The following is a 23,327-nucleotide window of genomic DNA, read 5'->3' on the forward strand; positions in this document are numbered from 1 at the left end:
CGGCGGATTGGACACGTGTCTGCCGATCGGCGAACACGCAGTCGAACTGCTGCAAACGACCGGCCCGGAACCGACGGAGCACGACTGGATCGAACCCGACGGAACGGACGACTGCTGGCGAATAACGAAATCGTTTTCCTACGGCTACCGCTTGGTTCGACTAACAACCAGAGTCATGAGTGTCCAACGACGGTCGTCAGGAGGGAAACGCGGTGGCGGTTGAACGCCTGCTCGTCCCGCTGTCGGACACGGTGACAGTTCGCCAGACGGTCGGCTACGCCGTCCGATCGGGACTCGAGAGCGCCGACTCGCTCGAGTGTCACCTCGTCGTCGCGATGCCCTACGACGCCGACGTTCCGGAGAGCGATCGGTACAGCGAGGACGCCGAAGGGCTGCTCTCCCGGGCGCGAAATTGGGTCGAGGAAGACGCCGGCGACGCCGACGTGACGATCGAGACGGCGACGCTCGGGAACGACGAGTACCTCTTCGGGCCGCGGGACTACGCCGAGATCTTCGACGCCTACGCCGACGAACACGGGATCGACCGCGTCGTGCTCGATCCGGAGTACCAGCCCGGGGTCACCGCGCAGATGCTCCAACCCCTCGAGCGCGAACTCGAGCGCATCGGAGTCGCCTACGACGAGGCGCCGGTCGAGCGGTCGGCCCGCCGCGGCCGTCTCGCCGGCGGGACCGAGGACTTCGATCGTCTGTTCGCGACGTTCCTGCTCTCCTACGGGTTCTATCTCGTCCTCGGCGATCCGACCTACTGGTTCGATCTCCTCACCGGCGCCGCGGTCGCCGGCATCGTCGCCGTCTCGCTCGCACGGGTGTCGTTTACCGTGCCGCTCGACCGCGTACAGTCGCCGCTCCGCGTCGTTCGGTTCGCCCTCTACATTCCCTACCTGCTCTGGGAGATCGTGAAGGCCAATCTCGCGGTGTCGGCCGTGATACTCCGGCCGTCGATGCCGATCGAACCCACGCTGACTCGCGTCGACTCCCGCGTGCGAAGCGGCCTGCCGCTGCTCGCGTTGGCCAACAGCATCACGCTCACACCCGGAACCCTGACCGTTCGGGCCACCAACCAGCAGCTGCTCGTCCACACGCTGATTCCCACCGCCCGCGACGACCTCTTCGACGGCGGGCTCGAGCGGGCGATTCGATTCGTCTTCTACGGCCGAGATTCGGCGGCGATCCCCTCGCCGAGGGAACGCGGTGACGCCGAAATAGTCGGGGGTGACGAGCTGTGACGCCGGCCTCGCTCGAGGACGTTTTTCTCGCCACGGCCGCGCTGTTCGTGGTGCTCGCGATCGCGGTGTTCTACCGCGCGGTCGCGGGACCGACCACGCAAGACCGGCTGCTGGCGGTGAACGTGCTCGGAACGAACACGGTCGTCATCCTCGCCCTGCTGGCCGCGGGGCTCGATCAGGCGTGGTTCCTGGACGTGGCGCTGATCTACGCGCTGTTGAACTTCCTGATGTCGATCGCGATTTCGAAGTTCACCGTCGAGCGAGGTGGCGTGCTGTGATCGAGACGGTCAGGTTCTGGGTGATCGTCGTCTGCCTCGGACTGGGCGTCCTCTTCACGCTCGTCTCGACGGTGGGCGTCATCCGACTCCCGGACATCTACGCCCGGGCTCACACCGCGTCCCAGACGGACACCCTCGGAGCCGGGTTCGCACTCGCCGGCGTCGCCGTCGCGTTCGGCTGGCAGCACGCGGCGGTTTACACCGTCCTCCTCCTGTTCTTCGTGTTCATCACGAACCCGACCGCGGCCCACGCGATCGCCCGCTCCGCGGCGGAGACCGGTGTCGAACCGATCCTCGCCGAGGAGGGAACGGACGCGGAGACGGACGAAACCGAGGCCGCTACCGAAACGGGCGGTGAGTCGCGATGAGTCTGTTCGCGTATACCCTCGTTGCGTTCATTCTGGCGACGGCCGTCGCGACCGCGCTGTTCCGCGACGTGCTGTCGGCCATCATCGTCTTCGGTGCGTACAGTCTCGGGATGGCGATCCTCTACACGTTCCTGTTGGCCCCCGACGTCGCGATGACCGAAGCCGCGATCGGCGCCGGCGTCACGACGCTTTTGTTGTTGCTGACGATCGCCCGCACGACGCGCCCCTCGACGGATCGACTCAGAGAGCGAATTCACGTCCCGGCGGTCGTCGTCGTCGGCGCGTTCGTGCTCGTGCTCTGTACCGCCGTTCTCCCCGAAATGTACGCGGTCGGCGGCACGGAGACGCCGGTCTGGTCGAACCCGGACGTGACCCAACACTACATCACTGAGACGTATTCCGAGACCGGCGTCGAGAACGCGGTCACGTCCGTGCTCGCCGCCTACCGTGGCTTTGACACCTTCGGCGAGGCGGTCGTCGTCTTCGCCGCCGGCGTCTCGACGCTGCTCGTCCTGAAACGCGAGGTGTTCGCTTAATGTCCGGATCTATCGACGATACCTACACCGAGAGTCAGGTGATCATGACCACCGTCAAGATCATCGCACCGTTTACGCTCACCTACGGGCTGTTCATGACGTTCCACGGCGGCGACGCCCCCGGCGGCGGCTTCCAGGGCGGAACTATCGTCGGCGTCACCATCCTCATGCTCGCCTTCGCCTTCGGGATCGACCCGACCCGTCAGTGGCTCCGCAACTCCGTTATTACCGGCATCGTCACCGGCGGCGTCGTCATCTTCGGTGCGATCGGCCTCGGGATGATCGCGCTCGGCGGGCACTTCCTCGAGTTCTCCCAACTCAAGGAAGTCTTCCACATCAAACCGAAGTGGGGGCTTGAGGCCGTCGAGATCGCCGGCATCTCGCTGATCGTCTCCGGGACGATCATCAGCCTCTTCTTTACGATGGCAGCGGGGTTCTCGCCCGACCGACCGAGCGGGACCGGTGGCGTCAGCAACGCCGATAACGCCGCCGAGAACCCCGATTCGTCCACCACGGAGGTGAGCAACGATGATTGAACTCCTGACGAGTCACTACACCTACGTCCTGATGTTCGTCCTGCTGGGGCTGGGCATCTACATGGTGATCGCCAGCGAGAACCTCGTGAAGAAGCTGATCGGAGTGAACCTCTTCCAGACGGCCATCTTCCTGTTTTTCATCTCGATGGCCTACATCGAGGGCGGCTCGGCACCGATCGTTCCCCACGAGGGAGTTCCCGGGGAAGTCATGGTCGCGAGCCCGCTGCCACAGGTCATCGTGCTGACCGCCATCGTCGTCGGCATCGCGCTGACGGCGGTCGGACTGGCCCTGATCATCCGCATCTACGCGGAGTACGGAACGCTCCGCGAGGACACGCTTCGGGAGGTGCGTGCCGATGAGTAGCGTCGACCTGCTCTTGCCGTTGCTGATCGCGGTCCCGATCATCACCGCGACGCTCCCGGTCGCCCTCGGACTCCGGTACGACCGAACGGGCTGGTCCGTCGCCGCGATCACGACGACCGGTCTCTTCGCCGGAGCGCTCGCCCTCGCGAGCGTCGTCTACTCCGACGGCCGAGTGTCCCACTGGCTGGGCGGCTACCCGCCCAGATACGGGATCGAACTCGTCGCCGACGAGTTCTCGATGCTGATCGTCCTGCTCGTGACGGCGGTCGCTACCGCCGTCCTCGCGTACACGCGCCGAGGCGGTCCGCGCGGGAACACGTTCTACACCGCGTACCTGCTGTTAGTCGCCGGCCTGCTCGGCATCTCGATGACCGGCGACGTCTTCAACCTCTTCGTCTTCCTCGAGATCACGAGCATCGCGACCTACGCGCTCGTCGCGAGCGGCGACGGTCCGGAGGCGGCGGTCGCCTCCCTGCAGTACCTGATCTTGGGAACCGTCGCCGCGTCGATGTACCTGATCGGCGTCGCCTTCGTCTTCATGGCGACGGGGACGCTCAACATGATCGAACTCGCCGACGCGATTCCGACGGCCGAACGCCCCGTCCTGATTCGGGCCGGCTTCGCGTTCATCGTCGTCGGCTTCGCCGTCAAGGTCGCCCAGTGGCCCCTGCACACCTGGCAGCCGAGCGCCTACCAGCGGGCTCCCGACGGCGTGACCCCGCTGATCGCCGCGCTGGTTTCGACCGCCTCCGCCTACGCCTTCGGCCGCGTGATCGTCACCGTCTTCGAGGTCGACTACCTCGCCGCGATGCCGAACGCGGCGGCGATCGTCCTCACGGTCGGCTGCGTGAGCGTGCTCGCGGGAACCGTCCTCGCCGTGATCCAGACCGAGGTCAAACGGATGCTCGCCTACTCCTCGGTCTCGCAGTTCGGATTGGTTATCGCCGCCTACGGGGTCGTCATCGCCGGCAGTTCCGAAACGGCGCTGATCGGTGCGGCGATCCACCTTGTCGGCCACGGCCTGTTGAAGGCCGGCCTCTTTCTGGCGGCCGCCGTCGCCGCGACGAGTTACGGCGCTCGCACGGTCGACGAGTACGCCGGACTCGCCACGGAGCGTCCGTTCGTCGCCGGTTCGATGGCCGTCCTCCTACTGGTTCTGGTCGGCGTCCCGCCGGGCGTCGGCTTCGTCGGCAAGTGGTACATCGCCCTCGGTGCCGTCCAGTCGGAACTGTGGCCCGTCGCCGCCGTGATCTTCCTCAGTACTATGCTCACCCTCGCCTACGCCGCTCGCCTGCTCGAGAAGATGTACTTCACACCACCGCTCTCGGTCGGCTCGGCGGACGCGCCGGGTTCGATCGCGACGGACGGCGGTACTGCGGACGCTGACGACGGCGCCGCCGCCGCTGGCACGCGCGGCAACGCCACCCCCGACGCCGCCGCCGTCTCGATCGGCATGATCGCGATCGTCGTGGCCGTCGCGCTCGCCGCCGTCGCACTCGGCTTCGCCGGCGGGACGTTCGCCGACTTGCTCGAGCCGTTCGTCACGGAGGTGTTCAACTGATGGTCGCGGATCTCCGACCGCTCGCCGCCGTGTTGGTGTCGGCGGTCGCTATCGTCCTGATTATCGCGTCGCATCGCCGGCCGAACCTCCGGGAAGGCTGGTCCGTCCTGGCCGCCCTCGCGAAGTTCGGCATCGTCGTCAGCATGCTCCCCGCGGTCATGGACGGCACCGTCTTCCGGTGGAGTCTCGCGGAGTCGACGGGAATTCAGTTCCTCGCAGGCATCGACTTCGCCCTGCGAGCGGACCCGCTGGGGATCTTCTTCGCGCTCCTCGCGAGTTTCCTCTGGATCTTCACGTCGTTCTACGCCGCGGGATACATGCGCGGGCTCGACGAGCACTCCCAGACCCGATTTTTCGCCTCGTTCGCGGCCAGTCTCTCGGCCGCGGTCGGCATCGCCTTCGCGGCGAACCTGGTGACGATCTTCGTCTTCTACGAACTGCTCTCGCTGGTCACCTATCCGCTGGTCGTGCACAACGAGGACAACGAGGCCCGGATCGCCGGCCGCAAGTATCTCGCGTACACCTTCTTCGGCGGCGGCGTTTTCCTGCTAGCCGGCACCGTTCTAGTCTACTGGCTCACGAGCCTGGTCAGTTCGGGGCCGACGCTCGCCTTCGAAGCGGGCGGTATCGAGGCGCTCGCGACGGCCGCGCAGGCGGAACCGGTCTATGCACAGGCCGCGTTCTTCCTGCTCATCGCCGGCTTCGGCGTCAAGGCCGCGCTGATGCCGCTGCACTCGTGGCTCGCCGACGCGATGGTCGCGCCCACGCCCGTCTCCGGGCTACTCCACGCCGTGGCGGTCGTCAAATCCGGCGCGTTCGGCATCGCTCGAGTCATCCTCGAGGTCTACGGGCCCGGTCTCATTCACGACCTGCCGCTGGACGTGCCCGGCATCGGCGAGGTCGGACTGAACATCCCGGTCGCCATCGTCGCCGCGTTCACGCTGACCGCGGCGAGCATCATCGCGATGCGGAAAGACCACCTCAAGCGTCGGTTGGCGTACTCGACGACCGCACAGCTTTCCTACATCGTGCTCGGGCTCTCGATGTTGCACCCCTACGCGATGGTCGGGGCGCTGTTCCACATCCCCGCGCACGCGTTCGCGAAACTCACCCTGTTCTTCTGTGCGGGTGCGATCCACGTCGAGACCCACACGGACTACATCAGCGAAATGGCCGGCATCGGGAAACGGATGCCGCTGACGATGGCCGCGTTCACCGTCGGCGCGGCCGGCATGGCCGGGCTCCCGCCGATCGCCGGCTTCGTCAGCAAGTTCTACATGCTGATCGGGGCCGGCTACATGGGCGGCGAGTACTGGCTGTTCGCCGGCGCACTGTTGCTCTCGGCCGTGCTCAACGTCGCGTACTTCTGGCCGGTCGTCTACACCGCCTTCTTCGAGAGCGAGGACCGCCACGACGCCAAACCGCTCCTCGAGTTCCCGCGGGGTGGCCTGCTCCAGACCTACGGGACCGCGGACGACCACGTCGCCGCCGACGGCGGGGATCCGACCGACCGGACGGAAACGGCCGACGCCACGGACGCGGAGCCCGCGGCCGACGAGGAGTTCGAGTACGCCGTCGACAAATATCCGAGCGATCACACGACCGCCGACGGAGCGGACGCGACGAATCACTCAGCCGACGCTCGAGGGTTCGAAACCGATGATCACGACGATAGTGATGATGCCGAAGCCTCGGGCACCGACGACCACGGCGACACTGGCGACACCGTCGATGCCGTCGACCATCACGGCGACCACGACGATCACCTCACCGGCGGCCCGCCCGCGGAGGGCTGGCAACGCCACTCGCCGTTCGCGGAGAGCACGTGGCTCATGCTCGCGCCGATCGCCGTCATCGCGACGGGCGCGATCGTCCTCGGGATCGGCCCCGACTACGCCGTCTTCCTCGAGTTAGCGACGCGGATCGTCGAGGGGGTCTTCGACACGCCGTTCGAGGAGTTGGGCGGCGTTCCGTTCGACGAACTCGTGACGGAGGTGAGCAACTGATGGAACTCGAACTCCTGTCGCTGGCGTACCCGCCGCTCGTCGTCTTCGCGGCGGCCCTGCTCGTGCTCGTTCTGCCTCGAATCGCCGGCTTCACCGTCGGCGCGCTCAGTCTCGCGGCGGTGCTGGCGATCTCACTCGTCGCTCCCGGCGGCGAGCACCTGGCCGGGACCTTCCTCGGATTCGAGGTCGTCCCGTTCTACGTCGACGACTTCTCCCGGATGGTCGGTCTCGGTCTCGGCTTCTTGGGGATCTGTAGCGTGATTTACGCCTACTCGAGCGAGGCGAGCAGGACGCTGGTCGCGTTCGCGCTCGTTTACGTCTCCTCGTCGATCGGGGCGGCGTTCGCGGGCGACTGGCTCGTGCTCTTGTTCATGTGGGAGCTGATGGCCGTCACCAGCACGCTCGTGGTCTGGCACTACGGCGGCGAGGCGGTCCGAGCCGGTTTCCGGTACGCGCTCTTCCACGGCACCGGCGGGGTGCTCGTGATGATGGCGGTCGCCGTCCACTACGTCCAGACCGGTACGTTCGTCTACACCGAGGCCGGTATCGCCGACGGCATTCCGGCGCTTCTCGCGGTGCTCGGGATGGGCGTCAACGTCGCCTTCATCGGATTCCACACGTGGCTGCCCGACACCTATCCGCGACCGCACTTCGCGGCCTCGGTGTTCCTCTCGGTCTACACGACGAAGACGAGCGCGTTCGTCCTCTACCGGGCGTTCCCGGTCGGCGGCGAGAGCGACCTCTCGATCTACATCGCGTACATGGGCGGCCTGATGGCCGTCTACGGCGCGACCTTCGCGCTGCTCCAACACGACATGCGGGCGCTGCTCTCCTATCACATTCAGGCCCAGCTCGGCTACATCGTCGCCGCGATCGGGATCGGCTCCAACCTCGCCGTCGCGGGCGCGATGAGCCACCTGTTCAACAACATCCTCTTCAAGAGCCTGCTGTTCATGGCCGTCGGCGTCGTCATCTACCGGACCGGCGAGGAGGACCTGTACGACCTCGGCGGCCTCTGGCGCGAGATGCCGCTGACCGCGATCGGGTTCGGGCTCGGCGCGCTCTCCATCACCGCGATCCCGGGCTTCAACGGCTACGTCAGTAAGGGAATGATCTTCGACGCCGCCAATCCACACTACTACGGTCAGCCCGAGTATCAGGCGCTCTACTGGCTGCTCTGGCTCGGCGCGATCGGGACGCTGCTCTCCTTTATCAAACTCGGCTACTACGTCTTCTTCCACGGCGAGAGCGACCTCGAGGTCGCCGACGCCAAACCGGGCCAGACCGTCGCGATGCTCGGCCTCGGCGGTGCCTGTCTCCTCTTCGGCGTCTGGTGGCAGGGGCTGGCTGACCTCGCGCCGACGATCCACGGGAGCGATTTCGCGTTCTCCTATTACGGCGGCGAGAGCCACCTCCACCCCTACAGTCCGAGCCACCTCGAGACGGCCGGGATCCTCACGGGGGTCGCAGCCGTCGCGTTCGTCGTCGTCCGAAAGCCGCTCTCGAAGCTGGATCTCGGTGATCCGGCGATGGTCGTCTACCCCGCGACCTACTACCTCAGCCGGTGGACGATGCTCGCGGTGACGGGAACCTACGCGGTCGTGGACGCCGCCGTCGTCGGAGCCGTCACGCGATGCTACTGGGTCGGGAACAACCCGGTCCTCGCCGTCGACGCGGCCGCACGGCGGCTCCCGCTGGTCGATGTCGACGAGCGCCAACCGACCGACGGCGGCCGGCCCTCGACGATCCACCTCCGAACGAGCATCGGGACGAGCGTCCTCCTGCTGACGCTGGTCCTGACGGTGATCCTGTGGCTGCTGGTCGTTTGACGTAGCCGGAGCGAAGGCCGACGTTCGTTATCGGGCGAATAGCTGGCGGGATGCAAGCAGGAAGTTGCTGACGCAGCTACGATTCATTCTGTGATGACTTTTCCTGACTTCCAAGGAGCCAGTAAAACGCCACTCCCAATACAGCTTCGAGCGGACCAATGAAGACGGCGCCGAGAAGAAACAGAAAATACGCCAAGAGACCATGGTTGGAACGGCCGTTATCCATCTCGTTTTCGTATTCCGTTGATTCAACAAAAAGTTCTTCGCTCAGCTCGCTCCCGTGCAAACCAAGTCTCGAGAGAAGACCACCACATCAAATACGAACACGCGACAGACCGATCTCCGTTTCCGTTCAGTCCGTCTCCGTCGACTCGTCTCCCTCGACAGCCTCGGCATCCACTACCGTGGACCGGGAGTCCGGAACGACGATCGACTGCTCGAGCACCGACGCCCGAAGCGTCGGCTTCGACGCCGTCGCCTCCTGGCGGTACGACGCTCCCGATCGATCTCGGCGGACGCCCCGCGGCGTCAGATAGTCGCCGTCGATGTCGATCCCGGCCCCCTCGCAGAGTCGCCGCAATACCGACCGCGCCCCTTCGGTGGTGATCGCCGGCGGCGCGATCGAGCGTTCGCGAGCGAGTTCCGTCGCCGTCGCGTCCTCGAACAGGGATTCGATCATCTCCTGGTCGTACCCCCGATCGCGCAGAACGGCACGCACGCGACCGGCGATCGACGGCGCGTGGGCCGTCGGGAACAGCGGCCAGTCGTTCGACGGCGGATCGAGGACGACCCGGTAGCGGCGCAACGGCGTCCGGGCGCGGGCTGGGAGGGGAACGTCCTCGAGTCGCTGGGACTTCCCGAGGACGCGGATCGTTCCCGTGTAGAAATCGACGTCGTCCCACGTGGCACCCGTGCGTCGGTCGTCGTCGGGAACCCGGAAGAGCTCCGACCCGCGGACCGTCGAGTGAGCGAGGACGGCCACCATCGCGTACTCGCGCAGTCGGCTGCGTCGCTCGCGCATCGGCCGACCGCTATCGAGTGCCCGCTCGCGGACGTGGCCCTCGAGTTCGCGACGCTGTCGCGCGGTCCAAAATTTGCTCGTCGGTCGCTCGTCGGCGGTCGGCAGCGCGGCCTCCGCGAGGTCGGTCGCGGCGGGGTTGTCCGCGAGGATCCCACCGCGGACGCACCACGAGAGGAACGCCCGGACGACCGCGTAGTACGTTCCGGCGGTCGAGGCGGTGTACTCGCCGCGACCGGTTTTGCGTCGGAGTTCCTCGGCGTACGCGCGCATGTGTTCGACCTCGAGTGCGAACAGCGAGGTCAGTCCGTGTTCTCGCTCGAGCCAGTCGGCCCACCGGCGGAGGATCGATTGCGCGTTTGACGCGTAGGTGCCGGCGCCCGAGCCGTCCGGATCGCCGACGGCCTTTCGCTGCAGGTAGGCGTCGACCGCGTCCGTGATCGCCACCTCCGTCACGACGCGATCACCCGTCCGGGTTCAGCGCGGCAGATCGCCGACGACCGCCGATTCGGATTTCGGCTGCCGCTGGGCTGCTCGAGGGGGCTATCACCGCGCCACGAACGGATCGTGAGAGCGACGCCTCGGCTCATCGATTGTCCCATACTGCTCCGCGATCCTAAATCTGTGTTTCGGTCTCGCGGAGCCGGAAAAAACGCGGATCGGTCACGCCTGGATGCAAGAGCATCGCAGCCAAAAGACTATGTTAATTGAATAATTAATTAGTATCACGAGCACTCATGAACGGAGTAGACGGAAAGACGGCCGTGGTAACGGGAGCCGGATCTGGAATTGGGCGTGCATCAGCGAAACGATTTGCTGCGGAGGGGGCAAACGTCGTCGTCGCAGATATCGTTGCGGAAACCGGTCGCGAAACGGTCGACCTGATCGAGGATGCCGGCGGCGATGCGACGTTCGTCGAAGTTGATGTCTGCGATTACGGGTCGGTAGAGAACATGGTCGATGTCGCAGTCGACACGTACGGAAACCTCGATTTTGCGCACAACAACGCGGGAATTCTCACGGGGTTTGCAGGAGTAACTGACATCGAAGACGCACAGTGGGACACGCTCATGGATATCAACCTGAAAGGCGTCTGGACGTGTCTGAAAGCCGAACTTCCCGTCATGGAATCGCAGGGGAGCGGTGCGATCGTCAACACCGCGTCCGAATCCGGGTTAGTGGGGATGGGAGGACTCGCCAGCTATTCGGCCAGTAAACACGGCGTCGTCGGCCTCACGAAGACGGCCGCGCTCGAGTACGCGACGCGGGGCGTTCGGATCAACGCCATCGCACCGGGGCCGACGAACACGAATATCCAATCCGGGATGTCGGGAGGCAGCGATCCGTCGGAGATGGAGTTCGACACGTCGGCTATGATCGACGTCCCGATGGACCGCATCGCGGACCCGGAAGAGATGGCCGGCGCGGTCGCGTTCCTCTGTTCGGACGATGCCTCGTATATCACCGGCCACACGCTCCCCGTCGACGGCGGCCAGGCGGCCGACTGAGCGACCACGCTTCGACGTCTCTCCAGCGAGCAAGTGTGACGGTGGTCCAGAAAATTCAGCGATATCGACGCTATTCGTCTGCTTACGCGTTTCGACTCACTTCACAGGGGAGCGACTCGAGACCGTAGAGGGAACTCAACGGCTCGAGATCCGACAAATCCGCATCCAGGCGGTCGAAACGATCGAACAACCGATCCAGGGCGACGTCTGCTTCCATCCGTGCGAGATGGGCACCCAGGCAGAAGTGGACTCCCGTCCCGAACGCCATATGACGGTTCGGACGCCGCTCGGGCCGAAACTCTTCGGGCGCATCGAAGGTTTCCGGATCGCGGTTTGCGGCACCCAGCCAGAGCGTAAGGACGTCCCCGGCCCGAATCCGTCGCCCGTTTAGCTCGACGTCCTCCACGGCGATACGCTTCAACGATTGGATCGGGGATCGGTATCGAAGCGTCTCCTCGATAGCCTGTGTGTGATCGACGTCCCCCGTCCGAATCGCGTCCGTCAGCCCGCGTTCTTCGACGGACCATATCGCGTTGGTGAGGAGATTCGTCGTCGTGATGTTGCCAGCGAGGAGGAGTAGCATGCAGAACCCGATCTGTTCGCCCCTGGATAACTCCTCCGCGTTCGCGGCGAGCGTAATGAGGTCGTCGCCGTCGCCGCCATCGCGCTCTTCCAGTAACTCCGCGAAGTACCGCCCCATCGCCTGTTGGGCCTCCTCCTGTTCCCGTTCCACTCGTTCTATCTCCTCCGGGGTGTCGTCTTCTGGTCGCGCGACGAGTGCGTCCGACCACGCTTTGAACTGATCGCGACGGTCGGCGGGAATCCCCAGTAGTTCGGCGATGACGATGACGGGAAGCGGAATCGCGAACTCGTCGACGAAGTCGAAACTATTCTCGCCCTCGAGGTCGTCAAGCAGGTCCTCCGTTACCTCCTCTACTTGCGGCTGGTACTCCCGTATCGCTCCCGGCTGGAATCGCTCGTCGACGAACCCCCGGAGCCGGGTCTGTGTCGGTGGATCGGTCGTAATCATCGTCTGGAGCATCGGGAGACCGTCGTCACCGTCGTTCGAGGACTCGTCGGCGTCGAAGGCGCGGTTAGCCGTAAACGTATCGTGGTCTTTGAGCACGCGTTCGACGTCTTCGTATCGAAAGACGTCCCACGTCTCCCGCCGCTCGTCGAAGCGGACTGGCGTCTCCTGACGCATTTCAGCGTACCACTCGAACGGCGAGAGTTGCCCCTCGAGGCTTCGAATGGCTTCCGGTGACCGGCCCACTCCAACGACTGAATCGGGGGACCCCATGATTTAATTGACTGTTTAATCAGTTGTAGTCCTTTTGGTGCACTCTCGCGCCGTTAATCGAGACGTGCAAACATGCAAACAGAGCGGTGGCTGTATCGAAGAGTGACCAGCGGGGCGAGGCGGGGGAGTCAAGTAACCGAGTGGTCGGAGGATAGCTCGAGCCAGATACTTCGTAGACTTGCTCTCCCGCTAGCTCTTGCGGGAGATATCAGTTATAATGCCGTCGACGATCGCTTGGACTCGATCGACGGCAGCATCCCGGTTCGTCGTCGTCCCCGTGTGTATCCCTTGTTTGAGGAGAAAGAGTATGTGATCTGCCGTGAGTTCGGGATCGACTGGTCGAAACTGCTCGAGCTCGATTCCGGCGCGGAGTATCCGGGTGATCGTGTCCCGGAGGCGATCCTCTACCATCGTGGTTTTCCTGCGGAAGTCGGTGTCCCACGTCGCGTGCGCCCACAACTCGACGAAAATCCGAGAGACCGCCGTCTCGATATCTGATGGCGGGTCGAACATGACCTGTTCGACCTGTGCCGGCTTCGGATGCAGTATTTGACCGACGAACTCTCGAAGTTCCGCTTCTGCGTCGGTGATCGGCTTCTCAGTCCGTTGATCGAGGAATATTTCGACGAAGACGTCGAGCATCGAGAGTAAGAGATCGTCTTTGCTATCAAAATAATGGTATATAAGTGATGGGTTCTGCCCCAACTCTTCACCGATATCTTTGATGGAGAGGTCCGCGTATCCGTGTTCGACAAGCGCGCGAAATGCGGCTTCCCTAATTCGTTGTTCAGTTTCGGGATGGCGGCCCATTGTACTCGTATGGCGGACGTAGGTTCATAAGCCATCCTCTCTCGCAGCCACTGAACTCGTCTCAACGACTACAAGCCAGACAGCGTCGATCAGAGAGACCCGTACGCGAGCACGTCGATCTGGCGTACCGGAGTAAAGATTCGGACAGCATTTGGATCCGAATAGACCACAGCGGTCACGAACTCTCATATTTGCGGTCACCTGCCTTCACATATCTCATCCAGAAGTCAAGCAGTCCTTCGGTCACGCGGGTCCCCAGTGACGGTGAACGCCGACGTGTAGGCCGCCGCTCCAATTTAATATAGCGACTATCAGTTTATAAAACTGGATGGGGGAGGGGAAGCTGTTCGTCGGATAGCAACCGAAAGCCGTGGAAACGCACGTCTCAGGTGTTGAAATGCGGGACCGCAACTATCGAATCGCGATGGTATGCATTCGACAGGCTCCGCGTAGCGTGCCACGATTCAGGACGGGTCCTGATGTCGGATCTTTTCGGCGGTCATCGACGGCACCGGCGTCCCGCAGTCTTTGCACTTCCAGGTCGGCGTCCGCGTTCCGGACTCCTTCTCGAGGTCCTGTTTGAACTCGAGGCGTGCGCCACACGTACACCGGTAGGTGGTGTGGGTCATAGCGAAACCGACCCTCTCGAAGCGCAAAAACGGTTCGCAGGGGCGACCGCGGGTCGATCGGTACTTCGTACGCGAGTTCTCGGTGGAGTCCGACGGAGGTCGCTCCAGGAGATGGTCGTCGACCCGTCCGTCGGCAGCGATTCGTAATCGGTTCGACCTCGACGGATGCAGAGGTCGTCTCGCCCGCTCACTCGAGATAGGGAAGAGAGCCGCTGACGGTGGTGATCACGGTCGTAGGGTGGCTCGGAGCACTCCCTGACTCGTATTCACAGCGATGACGGTTCGGGCGCTTCGACTCCGGGGTTCGTCCGTCCATGAGCCGTTCCTCGCGGCTCGACTCGAGGTCGTCCACGTCGTTAAGTCACGTCGGGTCGGCCGGAGCGCTCGAGCCTCGACCAGTCGCGTTATCCGGGAACACCGTTATCAAGGGTGATGGGACCGTCCGTGGGAGACGAATGCCGGAGACACATCGGATTCGGATCGAAACTGCAGCGACGGAACGGAGCTCCCCGGAACTCGCGGCCGTCCACCACGAGGCACCGTCCGACGACTGGCTCGTCTTTTGTCACGGCCTCCGGAGCGACAAATCCGGCAGCTACGAGCGGCGGTGTCGCCGTGCGGTCGCGGCCGGCTACAACGCGGTTCGATTCGACTGTCGCGGCTGTGGCGACTCGGACGGCGAATTCGTCGAGTCGACGCTCGAGGCGCGATTGACCGACCTCCGTCGCGTCGTCGATTACTTCGACCCCGACTCGTACGCCCTGTTCGGCTCGAGTTTCGGCGGGAAGGTCGCGTTCCACGCCGGAGCAGCCGACGACCGGGTCGAAGCGATCGCCGCGCGAGCGCCGGTGACGATCAACGAGACGTTCGACGAGTATCGGGCGACGGTCGAACGCGAGGGCGAGGTGACCTTCGACACCGGCGAGCGCCTCGACCGACGGTTCTTCGAGCACCTCGATCGGTATCCGTTCGACGACGTCGCGTCGACGCTATCGATCCCGGTCGCGATCTTCCACGGCGGGGACGACGGCGTCGTCGATCCCGCCGACAGCTTCGACGCCGCCCGGCGACTCGAGACCGACGTCCTCCTCGAGCGATTCGCGGGAGAAGGCCACCGATTCTCGCATGACGGCGAGGATCGGTTGCTCGAGCGACTGTTCGGCTGGCTCGAGTGGGCGGTCGACCGTCCCTGAGACGGCTCGATCGCTCTCCGACTCGGCTGATGAACCATATATTGATATACAAAATGGTGCGGTCACGTGAACGCCGCTTGCGACGAGTCCGGCCGAGACTGCTCTCGGCCGCCCACACGCTTCTTCGGCGGACGGGACGCGGAACCGGCGGCGCGTTGCTGGCCAGCGCCGCGACGACCGCGGCCGGGTTCGGCGTCCTCGTGCTCGCGATCGTCCCGTCTCCGGCGTTTTGGCTTCGCCACGAGCGTCGCGATCGGAGACGCGTTCCTCGCGAGTCTCCTCGTCTTGCCGAGTTCGCTCGCAGTCTGGGCGATATGCACTGGGGACATCGGTACGGACGCGGACGCTGACACCCTCTGACGCCGAAATTTCGCCCCGTCCGCGACGAGGCCAGGAGTCTTTTCTCACCCAGAAAAACCGGACTGCTTTTGATAGTTATACCGAAACGAACAGCTAGACCAGTGAGTGAGGATACCGACTTGTCGACGCTGCTCGCGGTGCTCGACGACGAGTACGCACGTGAAATCCTCACCCATACGAGCGTCGAACCCATGTCTGCCAGTACCCTGAGCGAACGGTGTGACGCCTCCCTCCCGACGATCTATCGACGACTCGACCGACTCGAGGAGTGTCACCTCGTTACCGAAGAGACGGAACTCGCGCCGGACGGCAACCACTACAGCGTCTACAGTGCGAACCTCGACCGGCTGGAACTGTCGCTCGACGAGGGCTCGTTCTCTCTGGAACTGACGTACCGCGAGGAAGACGTCGCCGACAAGTTCACGCGCATGTGGGAGGGAATGAGATGAGTCGGAACGTCGTGCGGATCGACGAGGCGACGTTGTTCGAGCTGTTGACCGTGACGAGCCTCTTCCTCGTCGCGCTGTTCGGGACGCTCATCGCCTATCAGGCCTACCGCGGGTACCGGCGGAACGACGCGCGATCCATGCTGTATCTCGCGCTCGGGCTCCTCCTGTTGACGCTGTTCCCGTTCCTGCTCAACGTCGTGGTCACGACGCTCGTCGATCCGGAACGGGTCGTGATCGTACTCCTCGAGAACGTGAGTCGGCTGCTCGGTCTGGTTGCGATCACCTATTCGTTGTACGGGCACCATTGAGACGGCGTCGAAAAGCGAACCGGGACAACGGGATTTCAGTACCGCTAGCGACGGGAACGGGCCGAAGCGATCCACCGACGACCGAATTTCGTCGGCAGCGAGTGGGGGCCGGTCGACGCAACGCGGCCCCACGAGAGGGGGAATTGCAGGACCGCGTGGGACGTGCGTCGCGGCCCCGGGATGATCGGAGACGGGAACACGCGGGGGACCACCAAGGCGTGTGGGGATGGCCTCTCTCGTCCCCCGTGCGTTCGTGACAGTGCCGTCGTATTAGTAATACGAGTGCGTTTTCTGGGCCGGAAAATACGGCGTCCGTTCCGGCTCGAAACTACCGTCTCCCGCAGCCTCGGCGTTTTCCGGAGCTTTCTTCGAGATCGACGGCGTCGATCCGCTATGCGCTATCTCGCGGGAACCGACTCCGTCCACACGACGGCGGCGATCTGTGACTATCTCGACCAGCGAGCGACGGGCGACGACACCGTGACCGCGATCGCGGTCGTTCCGCCCGACGACCCGACGGCGCGCCGCGACGGCGACGAAGCGCTGAACGTGGCTCCCGTCCGACTCGCGACCGCGGGCGATGTCGAAACGGCGCTTCGATCGGGAACACCTGCCGAGACGCTCCTCGAGGTGGCGGATGAACTCGACGTCGACGAGGTCGTGATCGGTGCCCACAGCGGCGACCCGGACGCGACGCGCGACCTCGGCTCGACCGCGCGACGGCTCATCGCAAACGCGAGCCGACCGGTCGTCGTCGTTCCGACCCCGGACTTATAACGCCGTGAACGGCCGTTCCGTGCCGAAATTCACAGCTCCCCGTCGTACGCGTCGTCGATATACTCGCCGTCGGAGAAGACCCGCACTTTCAGCGGGGGATCGTCCCGTTCGAGTTCGTCGACGAGGGCGACGGTATCTCCCGTTGCGAACGTTCCGTCCATCAGGTCGTCCAGTGGGACTTCGGTTACCTCGTCGTCGATGTGAACCTCCGCGACGAGCTCCGAGACGGGCAGGGGCCGGCCGCCGTCGTGGACGAGCGTCACCGTTCCGTTCTCGACCGTGAGATCGAACGAGACCGACGCGTCGGCCTCCCCGCTGCCGATACGGAGGTCGTCCGCTCCCCAGACGACACTGATAGTCGTCTCGACGGGAACCGCTGCGAGCTCGAGCGTGTCTCCGTCGGACACCGTCTCACCCTCGTCGCGCCACTGTGTGGCGGCCGGCTCGCCGTCGCGCAGGACCGTATACTCCGCGGCCGGTCTGGTCCGGTCGTCCTCGAAGGCGAGTTCGACGGTCGCCATCCTCGTCTCGTACTCGTAGTTAACCGTCGCCTCCCCTATCGGCTGAATCCGGTCGCTGGCGAGTGACCCGGCGCGCGTGGGTTCCCTCCAGTACACGTATACGTCCGTTCTGGGAGCGACGTTCTCGACGGTCACCTCGTCGCCGGTCGAGAGGTCGGAGCCGGTCCACGGTTCGGTCGTCCGGAGCGGATCGGGCATCAATTCGTTTCCGTCATTAGCGTCGTAAAGAGCGAGAATTACGTGTTCTCCGTCGAGCGGGAACTCGTCCTCGTAGCGGACCGACAGCGTTCTTGCCTCCAGATCGTAGTCGAAGGTAAACGCGAAGTCGCTGTGCAGGCTCGTGTGGGCGGGCATACCGCGGTCGTTCTCGTGGTGGAGCGATATCTCCAGGTTCGGTTCGGCATCCTCGGTCGCCACGAGTAACGTGTCTCCCCCCTCGATCTCGTCTCGACCGTCGGCCCAGATCTCCTCGTCGTAGGGGTCGCCGTCGAGTTCGAGCCTGAGTTCGCCGACCGGCGTCGGATCGCCCGTTCCGACCTCGATTTCCACGTACTGCTCGTCGGCGTCCAGCTCACCGGCTTCGAGAAAACCCGGGCTCTCGTGTCGTTCCTCCTCGAGGTCGATTTCGACCGTCGTCGTCAGGAGCGAGCCGTTGACATCGGTCGAGACGATCTCTCCCGTCCCACTGGCTATCTGCGCCTCGAACTGGTCGACCAGATCGTCCGTAACGAGCGACTCGTCGACGAGCGAGAGACTGCGGCCGATCTCGAGCGTGTCGGGATCGACCGCTGTCGCGGTGAGCAACACGTACCGGCCGTCTTCGGGTTCTAGCTCGTCGAGGGCCCACGACCATTCGTCGTCGGTGATCACGGTCCGGATATCGGCGTTCGGGAACGCCTCGAGCGCCTCGTCGAAGAGGGGGATCGACTCACGAACTCCGTCCGCGTCGCCGCCACGGGCATCGAGCGCGTCGTCCACCGTCGATTCCGAGTCGGCGAGGAGGACGATGTCGTCGGTGATCGCGACGACGGCGTCGTCTTCCACGGGCGCGAGCTCGAAGTCGGGTCCGACGTCGTGTTCGTGCGTCTCGAGGTCGTCCTCGAGTGAGACGGCGAGGTCGCGCTCCGCGTCGAAATCGTCGGTTTCGGGCTCGAAGATCGTGATGAACGGTGGCTCGAGGTCGTAACGCATGGCGGTGACGTGGCGCGAAATGACCGCGTCGTCGTCGAAGAAATCCGCGACCGACGTTCTGTGGGAGATGTCGAACGCGCCGACCTGCTGCTGTGCGCCGACTTCACGGAGGCGAGCCTCGTCTACCGCCGAGAGCGACATGCTCTCGTCGACGATGTCGCCGGGCACGGCGGCGAGCAAGTCGGCGAGCGAGTTCTCGGACTCGTCGGCGTCTTCGTCGGTGTCGTCGGCAAACGAAAGGCAGCCGGCGGCTGCGACGACGATCGTCGAACTGATTCCCCTGAGGAGGGTTCGGCGGGGACGGTCTCGCATACGTCTGCTCGTTTTATTACGCACAATCAAGTAATTTACTATATATTTATAATTCAGTGACCGTTTCGGGAACCGTTCCGGTGGCTGGCCGAGCGGTCGCCGCGATAGGCGACGGGACGGCGCTCTCGCTCGCGATCGGCGGTTTGGATTCACGGTCGACTGCGCCCGCGAATCTGTAACCCTCACGGCGAATACGACTGCGTGGACGGACGACGGCGACACTTCGGTTTCACGAACAGAATACGTGAAGGGACTGTCTTATCGACGGTAGCGAATGGCTACTTAATTTACGGGCGGGAGAACGACCCGTAGATGAGCGATCCGATACCGTTGTTCGAAATCCTGTGGGACCGGCGGGACGTCGCCAACGCCGTCGACTCGATCACTCGAGGGAGCTACTGGGCGAACGGGCCGTACGTCGAGGCGTTCGAAGCGGGTCTCGAGGAGTATTTCGGCGTCGAACACGCGGTGACTGTCAGTTCGGGAACGACCGCGCTGGTGGCCGCGCTGACCGCTCACGGCGTCGGCGAGGGCGACGAGGTGATCGTCCCCTCCTTCACGTTTATCGCGACGGCGAACGCCGTTCGCGAGGTCGGTGCGCGCCCGGTGTTCGCGGACATCCAGCGCGCGGCCTACGGGCTCGATCCGGACGCCGTCGCCGACGCGATTTCCGACGACACGGCCGCGATCGTCCCCGTCCACCCCTACGGCGCCTCCTGTGAAATCGACGCGCTCACCGAGCTGGCCGCGGATGCCGATATCCCGCTGATCGAGGACGCGGCCGAGGCGTTCGGAGCCGATTACGAGGGGCAACTCCTGGGGACGTTCGGGGAGTCCGCGGCGCTGAGCTTCTGTCAGAACAAGATCCTGCCGACGGGCGAGGGCGGTGCTATCATCACCGACGACGACGGAATTGCCCGTCGGGTCGAGCGGTATCGATCACACGGTCGCGCGTCCGACGAGTACTTCGAGTCGGCCGACAGCGGCGAGTACGTCGGCGTCGGGACGAACGTCCGGATGTCCGATCTCGTCGCGAGCATCGGTTGCGCTCAACTCGAGAAGGTGGAGGCTAACATCGCCGGGCGACGACGTGCGGCCGAACAGCTGTCGACGGGGTTCGCCGACGTTCCCGGCGTCGAACCGCACACGGCCGCCGGCCGCGGCCGGCACGTCTATCAGCTGTATTCGGTTACGCTCGAGGCGGACGTCGATCGATCGGTCGTTATCGACACCCTGACCGAGCGAGAGATCGCGTCGAAAGTCTACTGGGAACCCGCCGTCCACCGGACGCGAGCCTACGGCGAGGAGGACGTCGAGTCGGCGTCGCTCCCCGTCACCGAAGACGTGGCCGGTCGCGTGCTTTCCCTGCCGATCCATCCCGAGTTGTCTCGGGACGAGATCGACCGGATCGTCGCCGGCGTCAGAGCCGGCATCGAACGTACCCGTTCTACTGCACCGAGTCTCGAGATTCGAGACGCCGAGTCGAAGTGAGATGCCCGGTCGAAGTGAGATGCCCGGTCGAAGTGAGATGCCCGGTCGAAGTGAGATGCCCGGTCGAAGTGACTCCGATCGCCGCGCGAGCGGTTCGGTCGTTCCGGTCGATTCGAACCGAAACCGCGTTCGTTGGCGGCCGTTCTGCCATCAAAACGCATCCATAACAAAGGGGTACCGTCAGGGTAGACTGAATAAGCCGTGTCGGCGTCGGTGTCCGACCGACCACGGACGGCAGTCGACAACGCAACTATGAGATGGCCAGTCACAGCAGACGAAGGGATGTCGATCCGCGACGCGATTGCTCGGATCGATCGCTCCGGATCGGGAGGTATCGTCGTCGTCGACGAGGAGAATCGGCTCGTCGGGACCGCGACGACCGAACGTCTCAGGCGGAAACTTCGTTCGGGGGCCGCACCGGAGACGCCGCTATCGGCCGTCGTCGACGACGATCCGACCGTCCTCGATGCGGACGAAACGAGTCGTCCGATCGATGGACGACCGAGTTCGGAGACCGAGGGTGATCGAAACGGGTCCGCGGCGAGTGGAGACCGACCCGACGCGATGGCGGGGGGTCGGACCGGCACTGCAACGACGGGAGATCGGACCGGATTCGCGATGGAACGCGACCGGACCGGCTCCACCGCGGTCCCGGTCGTCGACGGGGACGGCAGCGTCGTCGACGTGACCGCAGTGGCCGACGACGACCGACCGCACGAGGGCGAAATCGACCCGACTGCCGTCCGGACGGTCCTCGTGGTCGGCGGTGCGGGGTATCTCGGATCCGTTCTCTGCCGACGACTGCTCGACGACGGGTTCGACGTCCGCGCGCTCGATCCGCTGTTGTACGGCGATTCCGGGATCGACGACCTCCTCGAGCGCGACCGGTTCTCGGTGATCCGGGGCGACGCTCGATCGGTCGAGACGGTCGTCGACGCGATCGCGGGAGTCGACGCCGTCGTCCACCTCGGCGGCATCGTCGGCGATCCCGCCTCCGAACTCGATCCGCGGAAGACCCTCGAGTACAACTATCACTCGACGCAGCTGCTGGCGTCGCTGTGCAAGTACTACCAGATCAATCGCTTCCTGTTCGCCTCTTCCTGTAGCGTCTACGGACGAGCCGAAGCCGACCACGGGAACTGCACCGAAGACGCGCCGCTCAACCCCGTCTCGCTGTACGCTCGGTTGAAGATCCAGTCCGAACGAGTCCTTCGCTCCGTCGCCGACGGGAACTTCTCGCCGACGATCCTCCGGATGGCAACGGTCTACGGTCGCTCGCCCAGAATGCGATTCGATCTGGTCGGGAACGTGTTGCCCGCCAAGGCGTATCACGAGGGTGTCGTTCCCGTCTTCGGCGGCGATCAGTATCGGCCGAACGTCCACGTCGACGACGCCGCACGCGCCTACGTCGACTGCCTGACTGCGCCCCTCGAGGACGTCGGGGATACCGTCTTCAACGTCGGCTCGACGCTGCAGAACTACCGGATCGACGAACTCGCGACGATCGTCTCCGATTGCTTCCCCGACGCCGGGATCGAGTACCACGACGATCGGACGGACGACCGCAGTTACCGGGTCGCCTTCGACCGGATCGCCGACGTGCTCGACTACGAGGCCGAGGTGACCGTCCGCGATCACTGTCAGGAGCTCCGGGCCGCGTTCGAAGCCGGCGAATTCACCGACTACACCGCCGACCGCTACAACAACTGTGCGTCACTCGAGCGACGCGATGAGTTCGAACGGACGACGGCCGTTCCCGACACACACGATCCCCCGACGCAGGAGACGCTGCCCTCCACGGGCATATGACGCAGTGGAACTCCTCGAGACGTGTGCTCTCCTTCTAACCGCGACTCCTGTGGCACCGTCCGTTCGATCGATAGAACGATGGGACGGGCGAGCGGAAATCGATCGATAGGGCAGCCGAGCGGAGAACGAGTCCCGTCAGAACGGGAACAGCGAGTCTGCCTCGAGGTCGCGCTCGATGAGTTCGATCTCGTGGCCGTCCTGGTCCGTCGTGAACGCGTACATGTCGTCACAGCTCTCCGGGTCGCGGTAGTCCGGGGCTTCCCGTGTCATGAGCTGTTCCCAGTCCTCGGCGAGGTCGTCGATGCGAATACAGAGGTGTCCCCAGGCGTCGCCCATCTCGTAGCTGCGGCCGTCGTAGTTGTACGTGAGTTCGACGGACATCGCCTCGTCGGCGGCGTCCGCGGGTTCGACGAAGTAGTTCGCGAAGGTGTCGGACTCCCAGCGACCGACCTCGTCGTACTCGAACTTGCGCGTCCAGAAGCCCAGCGCCTCGTCGGCGTCCTTGACGCGGATCATCGTGTGATCGAGCGACCACAGCGCGCCCTGATCGCGCTGGACGATCTCGATCTCGTGGCCGTCGGGGTCTCTCACGAACGCGTACCGGCCGCCACAGGACTCGGGGTCGCGGTAGTCCTCGACGCCCTCGTCCATCAGCTGCTGGTAGTGCTCTTCGAGTTCGCCCTCCGGAACCCGGACCGCGATGTGGCCCCAGGCGTCACCGACCTCGGGTTCCTCGCCTTCGTTGTGGGTGATCTCGAGCATCGCCCCGTCCTCGTGCATCGCTTCCGGCCCGAGGTAGACGATGGTGAAGTCGTCGCCCTCGAAGCGATCCTTCTCCTCGTACTCGAGATGCGTCCGGTACCACTCGAGCGATTCCTCGAGGTCAGCGACGCGGATCATCGTGTGATCGAGCGTTCCGTCCATGC

At 64.5% G+C, this 23,327-nt stretch carries 23 protein-coding genes and 2 pseudogenes; 17 read left to right on the plus strand and 8 right to left on the minus strand.

Annotated elements, in window-relative coordinates:
* The first annotated feature begins 212 nt into the window (after positions 1–212).
* Genes AC0QDI_RS00950 through AC0QDI_RS00990 form a run of 9 tightly spaced genes read left to right on the plus strand, consistent with a single transcriptional unit; the run spans position 213 to position 8,725 of the window.
* Entirely contained in the window at positions 213–1,247 is a 1,035-nt protein-coding gene (locus tag AC0QDI_RS00950; protein ID WP_474664353.1) for a monovalent cation/H+ antiporter subunit E, read from the plus strand.
* Positions 1,244–1,525 (plus strand): cation:proton antiporter, encoded by a 282-nt coding sequence (locus tag AC0QDI_RS00955; RefSeq protein ID WP_474664355.1) that lies wholly within the window; start codon positions 1,244–1,246, stop codon positions 1,523–1,525. The genes AC0QDI_RS00950 and AC0QDI_RS00955 overlap by 4 nt, the downstream gene beginning before the upstream one ends.
* A complete protein-coding gene (mnhG, locus tag AC0QDI_RS00960) occupies positions 1,522–1,893 on the plus strand; it encodes a monovalent cation/H(+) antiporter subunit G (protein ID WP_474664357.1) in 372 nt (123 codons plus the stop codon). Before AC0QDI_RS00955 ends, mnhG begins: the two co-directional genes overlap by 4 nt.
* Positions 1,890–2,429, plus strand: a complete 540-nt coding sequence (locus AC0QDI_RS00965) for a DUF4040 domain-containing protein (protein ID WP_474664359.1) — start codon at positions 1,890–1,892, stop codon at positions 2,427–2,429. The genes mnhG and AC0QDI_RS00965 overlap by 4 nt, the downstream gene beginning before the upstream one ends.
* Complete coding sequence (locus AC0QDI_RS00970) at positions 2,429–2,965, plus strand: MnhB domain-containing protein (RefSeq protein ID WP_474664361.1); 537 nt, start codon at positions 2,429–2,431, stop codon at positions 2,963–2,965. Before AC0QDI_RS00965 ends, AC0QDI_RS00970 begins: the two co-directional genes overlap by 1 nt.
* Positions 2,958–3,329 carry a cation:proton antiporter subunit C gene (locus tag AC0QDI_RS00975; RefSeq protein ID WP_474664363.1) on the plus strand — a complete coding sequence of 124 codons (372 nt, stop codon included), beginning with the start codon at positions 2,958–2,960 and terminating at the stop codon, positions 3,327–3,329. The genes AC0QDI_RS00970 and AC0QDI_RS00975 overlap by 8 nt, the downstream gene beginning before the upstream one ends.
* A complete protein-coding gene (locus AC0QDI_RS00980; protein ID WP_474664365.1) occupies positions 3,322–4,890 on the plus strand; it encodes a proton-conducting transporter transmembrane domain-containing protein in 1,569 nt (522 codons plus the stop codon). Before AC0QDI_RS00975 ends, AC0QDI_RS00980 begins: the two co-directional genes overlap by 8 nt.
* The gene (locus tag AC0QDI_RS00985) at positions 4,890–6,896 is read left to right on the plus strand and encodes a proton-conducting transporter transmembrane domain-containing protein (protein ID WP_474664367.1); all 2,007 of its coding nucleotides are present in this window, start codon (positions 4,890–4,892) and stop codon (positions 6,894–6,896) included. Before AC0QDI_RS00980 ends, AC0QDI_RS00985 begins: the two co-directional genes overlap by 1 nt.
* Positions 6,896–8,725, plus strand: coding sequence for a Na(+)/H(+) antiporter subunit D (locus AC0QDI_RS00990; RefSeq protein ID WP_474664368.1), 1,830 nt, complete (start codon positions 6,896–6,898; stop codon positions 8,723–8,725). The genes AC0QDI_RS00985 and AC0QDI_RS00990 overlap by 1 nt, the downstream gene beginning before the upstream one ends.
* A gap of 76 nt (positions 8,726–8,801) precedes the next feature.
* Here the strand turns inward: AC0QDI_RS00990 and AC0QDI_RS00995 are convergent, their stop codons facing one another.
* Both AC0QDI_RS00995 and AC0QDI_RS01000 read right to left on the minus strand, forming a co-directional pair.
* Positions 8,802–9,011: a hypothetical protein gene (locus AC0QDI_RS00995; RefSeq protein ID WP_474664370.1), complete on the minus strand. Its 210-nt coding sequence runs from the start codon at positions 9,009–9,011 to the stop codon at positions 8,802–8,804.
* A 66-nt stretch (positions 9,012–9,077) separates the two neighbouring features.
* Positions 9,078–10,199 (minus strand): tyrosine-type recombinase/integrase, encoded by a 1,122-nt coding sequence (locus tag AC0QDI_RS01000; protein ID WP_474664372.1) that lies wholly within the window; start codon positions 10,197–10,199, stop codon positions 9,078–9,080.
* Between the two features lie 281 nt (positions 10,200–10,480).
* Here AC0QDI_RS01000 and AC0QDI_RS01005 point away from each other — a divergent pair, with 281 nt between their 5' ends.
* The gene (locus AC0QDI_RS01005; RefSeq protein ID WP_474664374.1) at positions 10,481–11,251 is read left to right on the plus strand and encodes an SDR family NAD(P)-dependent oxidoreductase; all 771 of its coding nucleotides are present in this window, start codon (positions 10,481–10,483) and stop codon (positions 11,249–11,251) included.
* A gap of 82 nt (positions 11,252–11,333) precedes the next feature.
* On the opposite strand, the gene AC0QDI_RS01010 is transcribed toward AC0QDI_RS01005, so the two are convergent.
* From AC0QDI_RS01010 to AC0QDI_RS01025, 4 genes and pseudogenes are all read right to left on the minus strand, one after another.
* Entirely contained in the window at positions 11,334–12,551 is a 1,218-nt protein-coding gene (locus AC0QDI_RS01010; RefSeq protein WP_474664376.1) for a cytochrome P450, read from the minus strand.
* Between the two features lie 189 nt (positions 12,552–12,740).
* The gene (locus AC0QDI_RS01015) at positions 12,741–13,193 is read right to left on the minus strand and encodes a TetR family transcriptional regulator C-terminal domain-containing protein (RefSeq protein ID WP_474665637.1); all 453 of its coding nucleotides are present in this window, start codon (positions 13,191–13,193) and stop codon (positions 12,741–12,743) included.
* Positions 13,194–13,205: 12 nt separating this feature from the next.
* Positions 13,206–13,361, minus strand: a pseudogene (locus AC0QDI_RS01020) (TetR/AcrR family transcriptional regulator); the annotation flags it as partial.
* Positions 13,362–13,825: 464 nt separating this feature from the next.
* Entirely contained in the window at positions 13,826–13,990 is a 165-nt protein-coding gene (locus tag AC0QDI_RS01025) for a hypothetical protein (RefSeq protein ID WP_474664378.1), read from the minus strand.
* 455 nt (positions 13,991–14,445) lie between these two features.
* Between AC0QDI_RS01025 and AC0QDI_RS01030 the strand changes: the two genes are divergently transcribed.
* The 5 genes and pseudogenes from AC0QDI_RS01030 (at position 14,446) to AC0QDI_RS01050 (ending at position 17,077) form a co-directional block, all read left to right on the plus strand.
* Positions 14,446–15,183, plus strand: coding sequence for an alpha/beta hydrolase family protein (locus AC0QDI_RS01030; protein ID WP_474664380.1), 738 nt, complete (start codon positions 14,446–14,448; stop codon positions 15,181–15,183).
* A 122-nt stretch (positions 15,184–15,305) separates the two neighbouring features.
* A pseudogene (locus AC0QDI_RS01035) lies at positions 15,306–15,543 on the plus strand (hypothetical protein); the annotation flags it as partial.
* Positions 15,544–15,644: 101 nt separating this feature from the next.
* Positions 15,645–15,992 carry an ArsR/SmtB family transcription factor gene (locus AC0QDI_RS01040; protein WP_098726427.1) on the plus strand — a complete coding sequence of 116 codons (348 nt, stop codon included), beginning with the start codon at positions 15,645–15,647 and terminating at the stop codon, positions 15,990–15,992.
* A complete protein-coding gene (locus tag AC0QDI_RS01045) occupies positions 15,989–16,300 on the plus strand; it encodes a DUF7521 family protein (protein WP_474664383.1) in 312 nt (103 codons plus the stop codon). The genes AC0QDI_RS01040 and AC0QDI_RS01045 overlap by 4 nt, the downstream gene beginning before the upstream one ends.
* Before the next feature lie 393 nt (positions 16,301–16,693).
* Positions 16,694–17,077, plus strand: coding sequence for a universal stress protein (locus AC0QDI_RS01050; protein WP_474664385.1), 384 nt, complete (start codon positions 16,694–16,696; stop codon positions 17,075–17,077).
* 29 nt (positions 17,078–17,106) lie between these two features.
* Here AC0QDI_RS01050 and AC0QDI_RS01055 read toward each other — a convergent pair whose 3' ends face one another.
* Complete coding sequence (locus AC0QDI_RS01055; protein ID WP_474664387.1) at positions 17,107–19,101, minus strand: hypothetical protein; 1,995 nt, start codon at positions 19,099–19,101, stop codon at positions 17,107–17,109.
* Positions 19,102–19,413: 312 nt separating this feature from the next.
* On the opposite strand from AC0QDI_RS01055, the gene AC0QDI_RS01060 reads away from it, so the two are divergent.
* Both AC0QDI_RS01060 and AC0QDI_RS01065 read left to right on the plus strand, forming a co-directional pair.
* A complete protein-coding gene (locus tag AC0QDI_RS01060) occupies positions 19,414–20,592 on the plus strand; it encodes a DegT/DnrJ/EryC1/StrS family aminotransferase (protein WP_474664389.1) in 1,179 nt (392 codons plus the stop codon).
* 252 nt (positions 20,593–20,844) lie between these two features.
* Positions 20,845–22,401 carry an NAD-dependent epimerase/dehydratase family protein gene (locus AC0QDI_RS01065; RefSeq protein WP_474664391.1) on the plus strand — a complete coding sequence of 519 codons (1,557 nt, stop codon included), beginning with the start codon at positions 20,845–20,847 and terminating at the stop codon, positions 22,399–22,401.
* 135 nt (positions 22,402–22,536) lie between these two features.
* Here the strand turns inward: AC0QDI_RS01065 and AC0QDI_RS01070 are convergent, their stop codons facing one another.
* Positions 22,537–23,325, minus strand: a complete 789-nt coding sequence (locus AC0QDI_RS01070) for a VOC family protein (protein WP_474664393.1) — start codon at positions 23,323–23,325, stop codon at positions 22,537–22,539.
* Positions 23,326–23,327 lie beyond the last annotated feature (2 nt).

The sequence above is a fragment of the Natrinema sp. LJW11 genome (assembly GCF_056135975.1).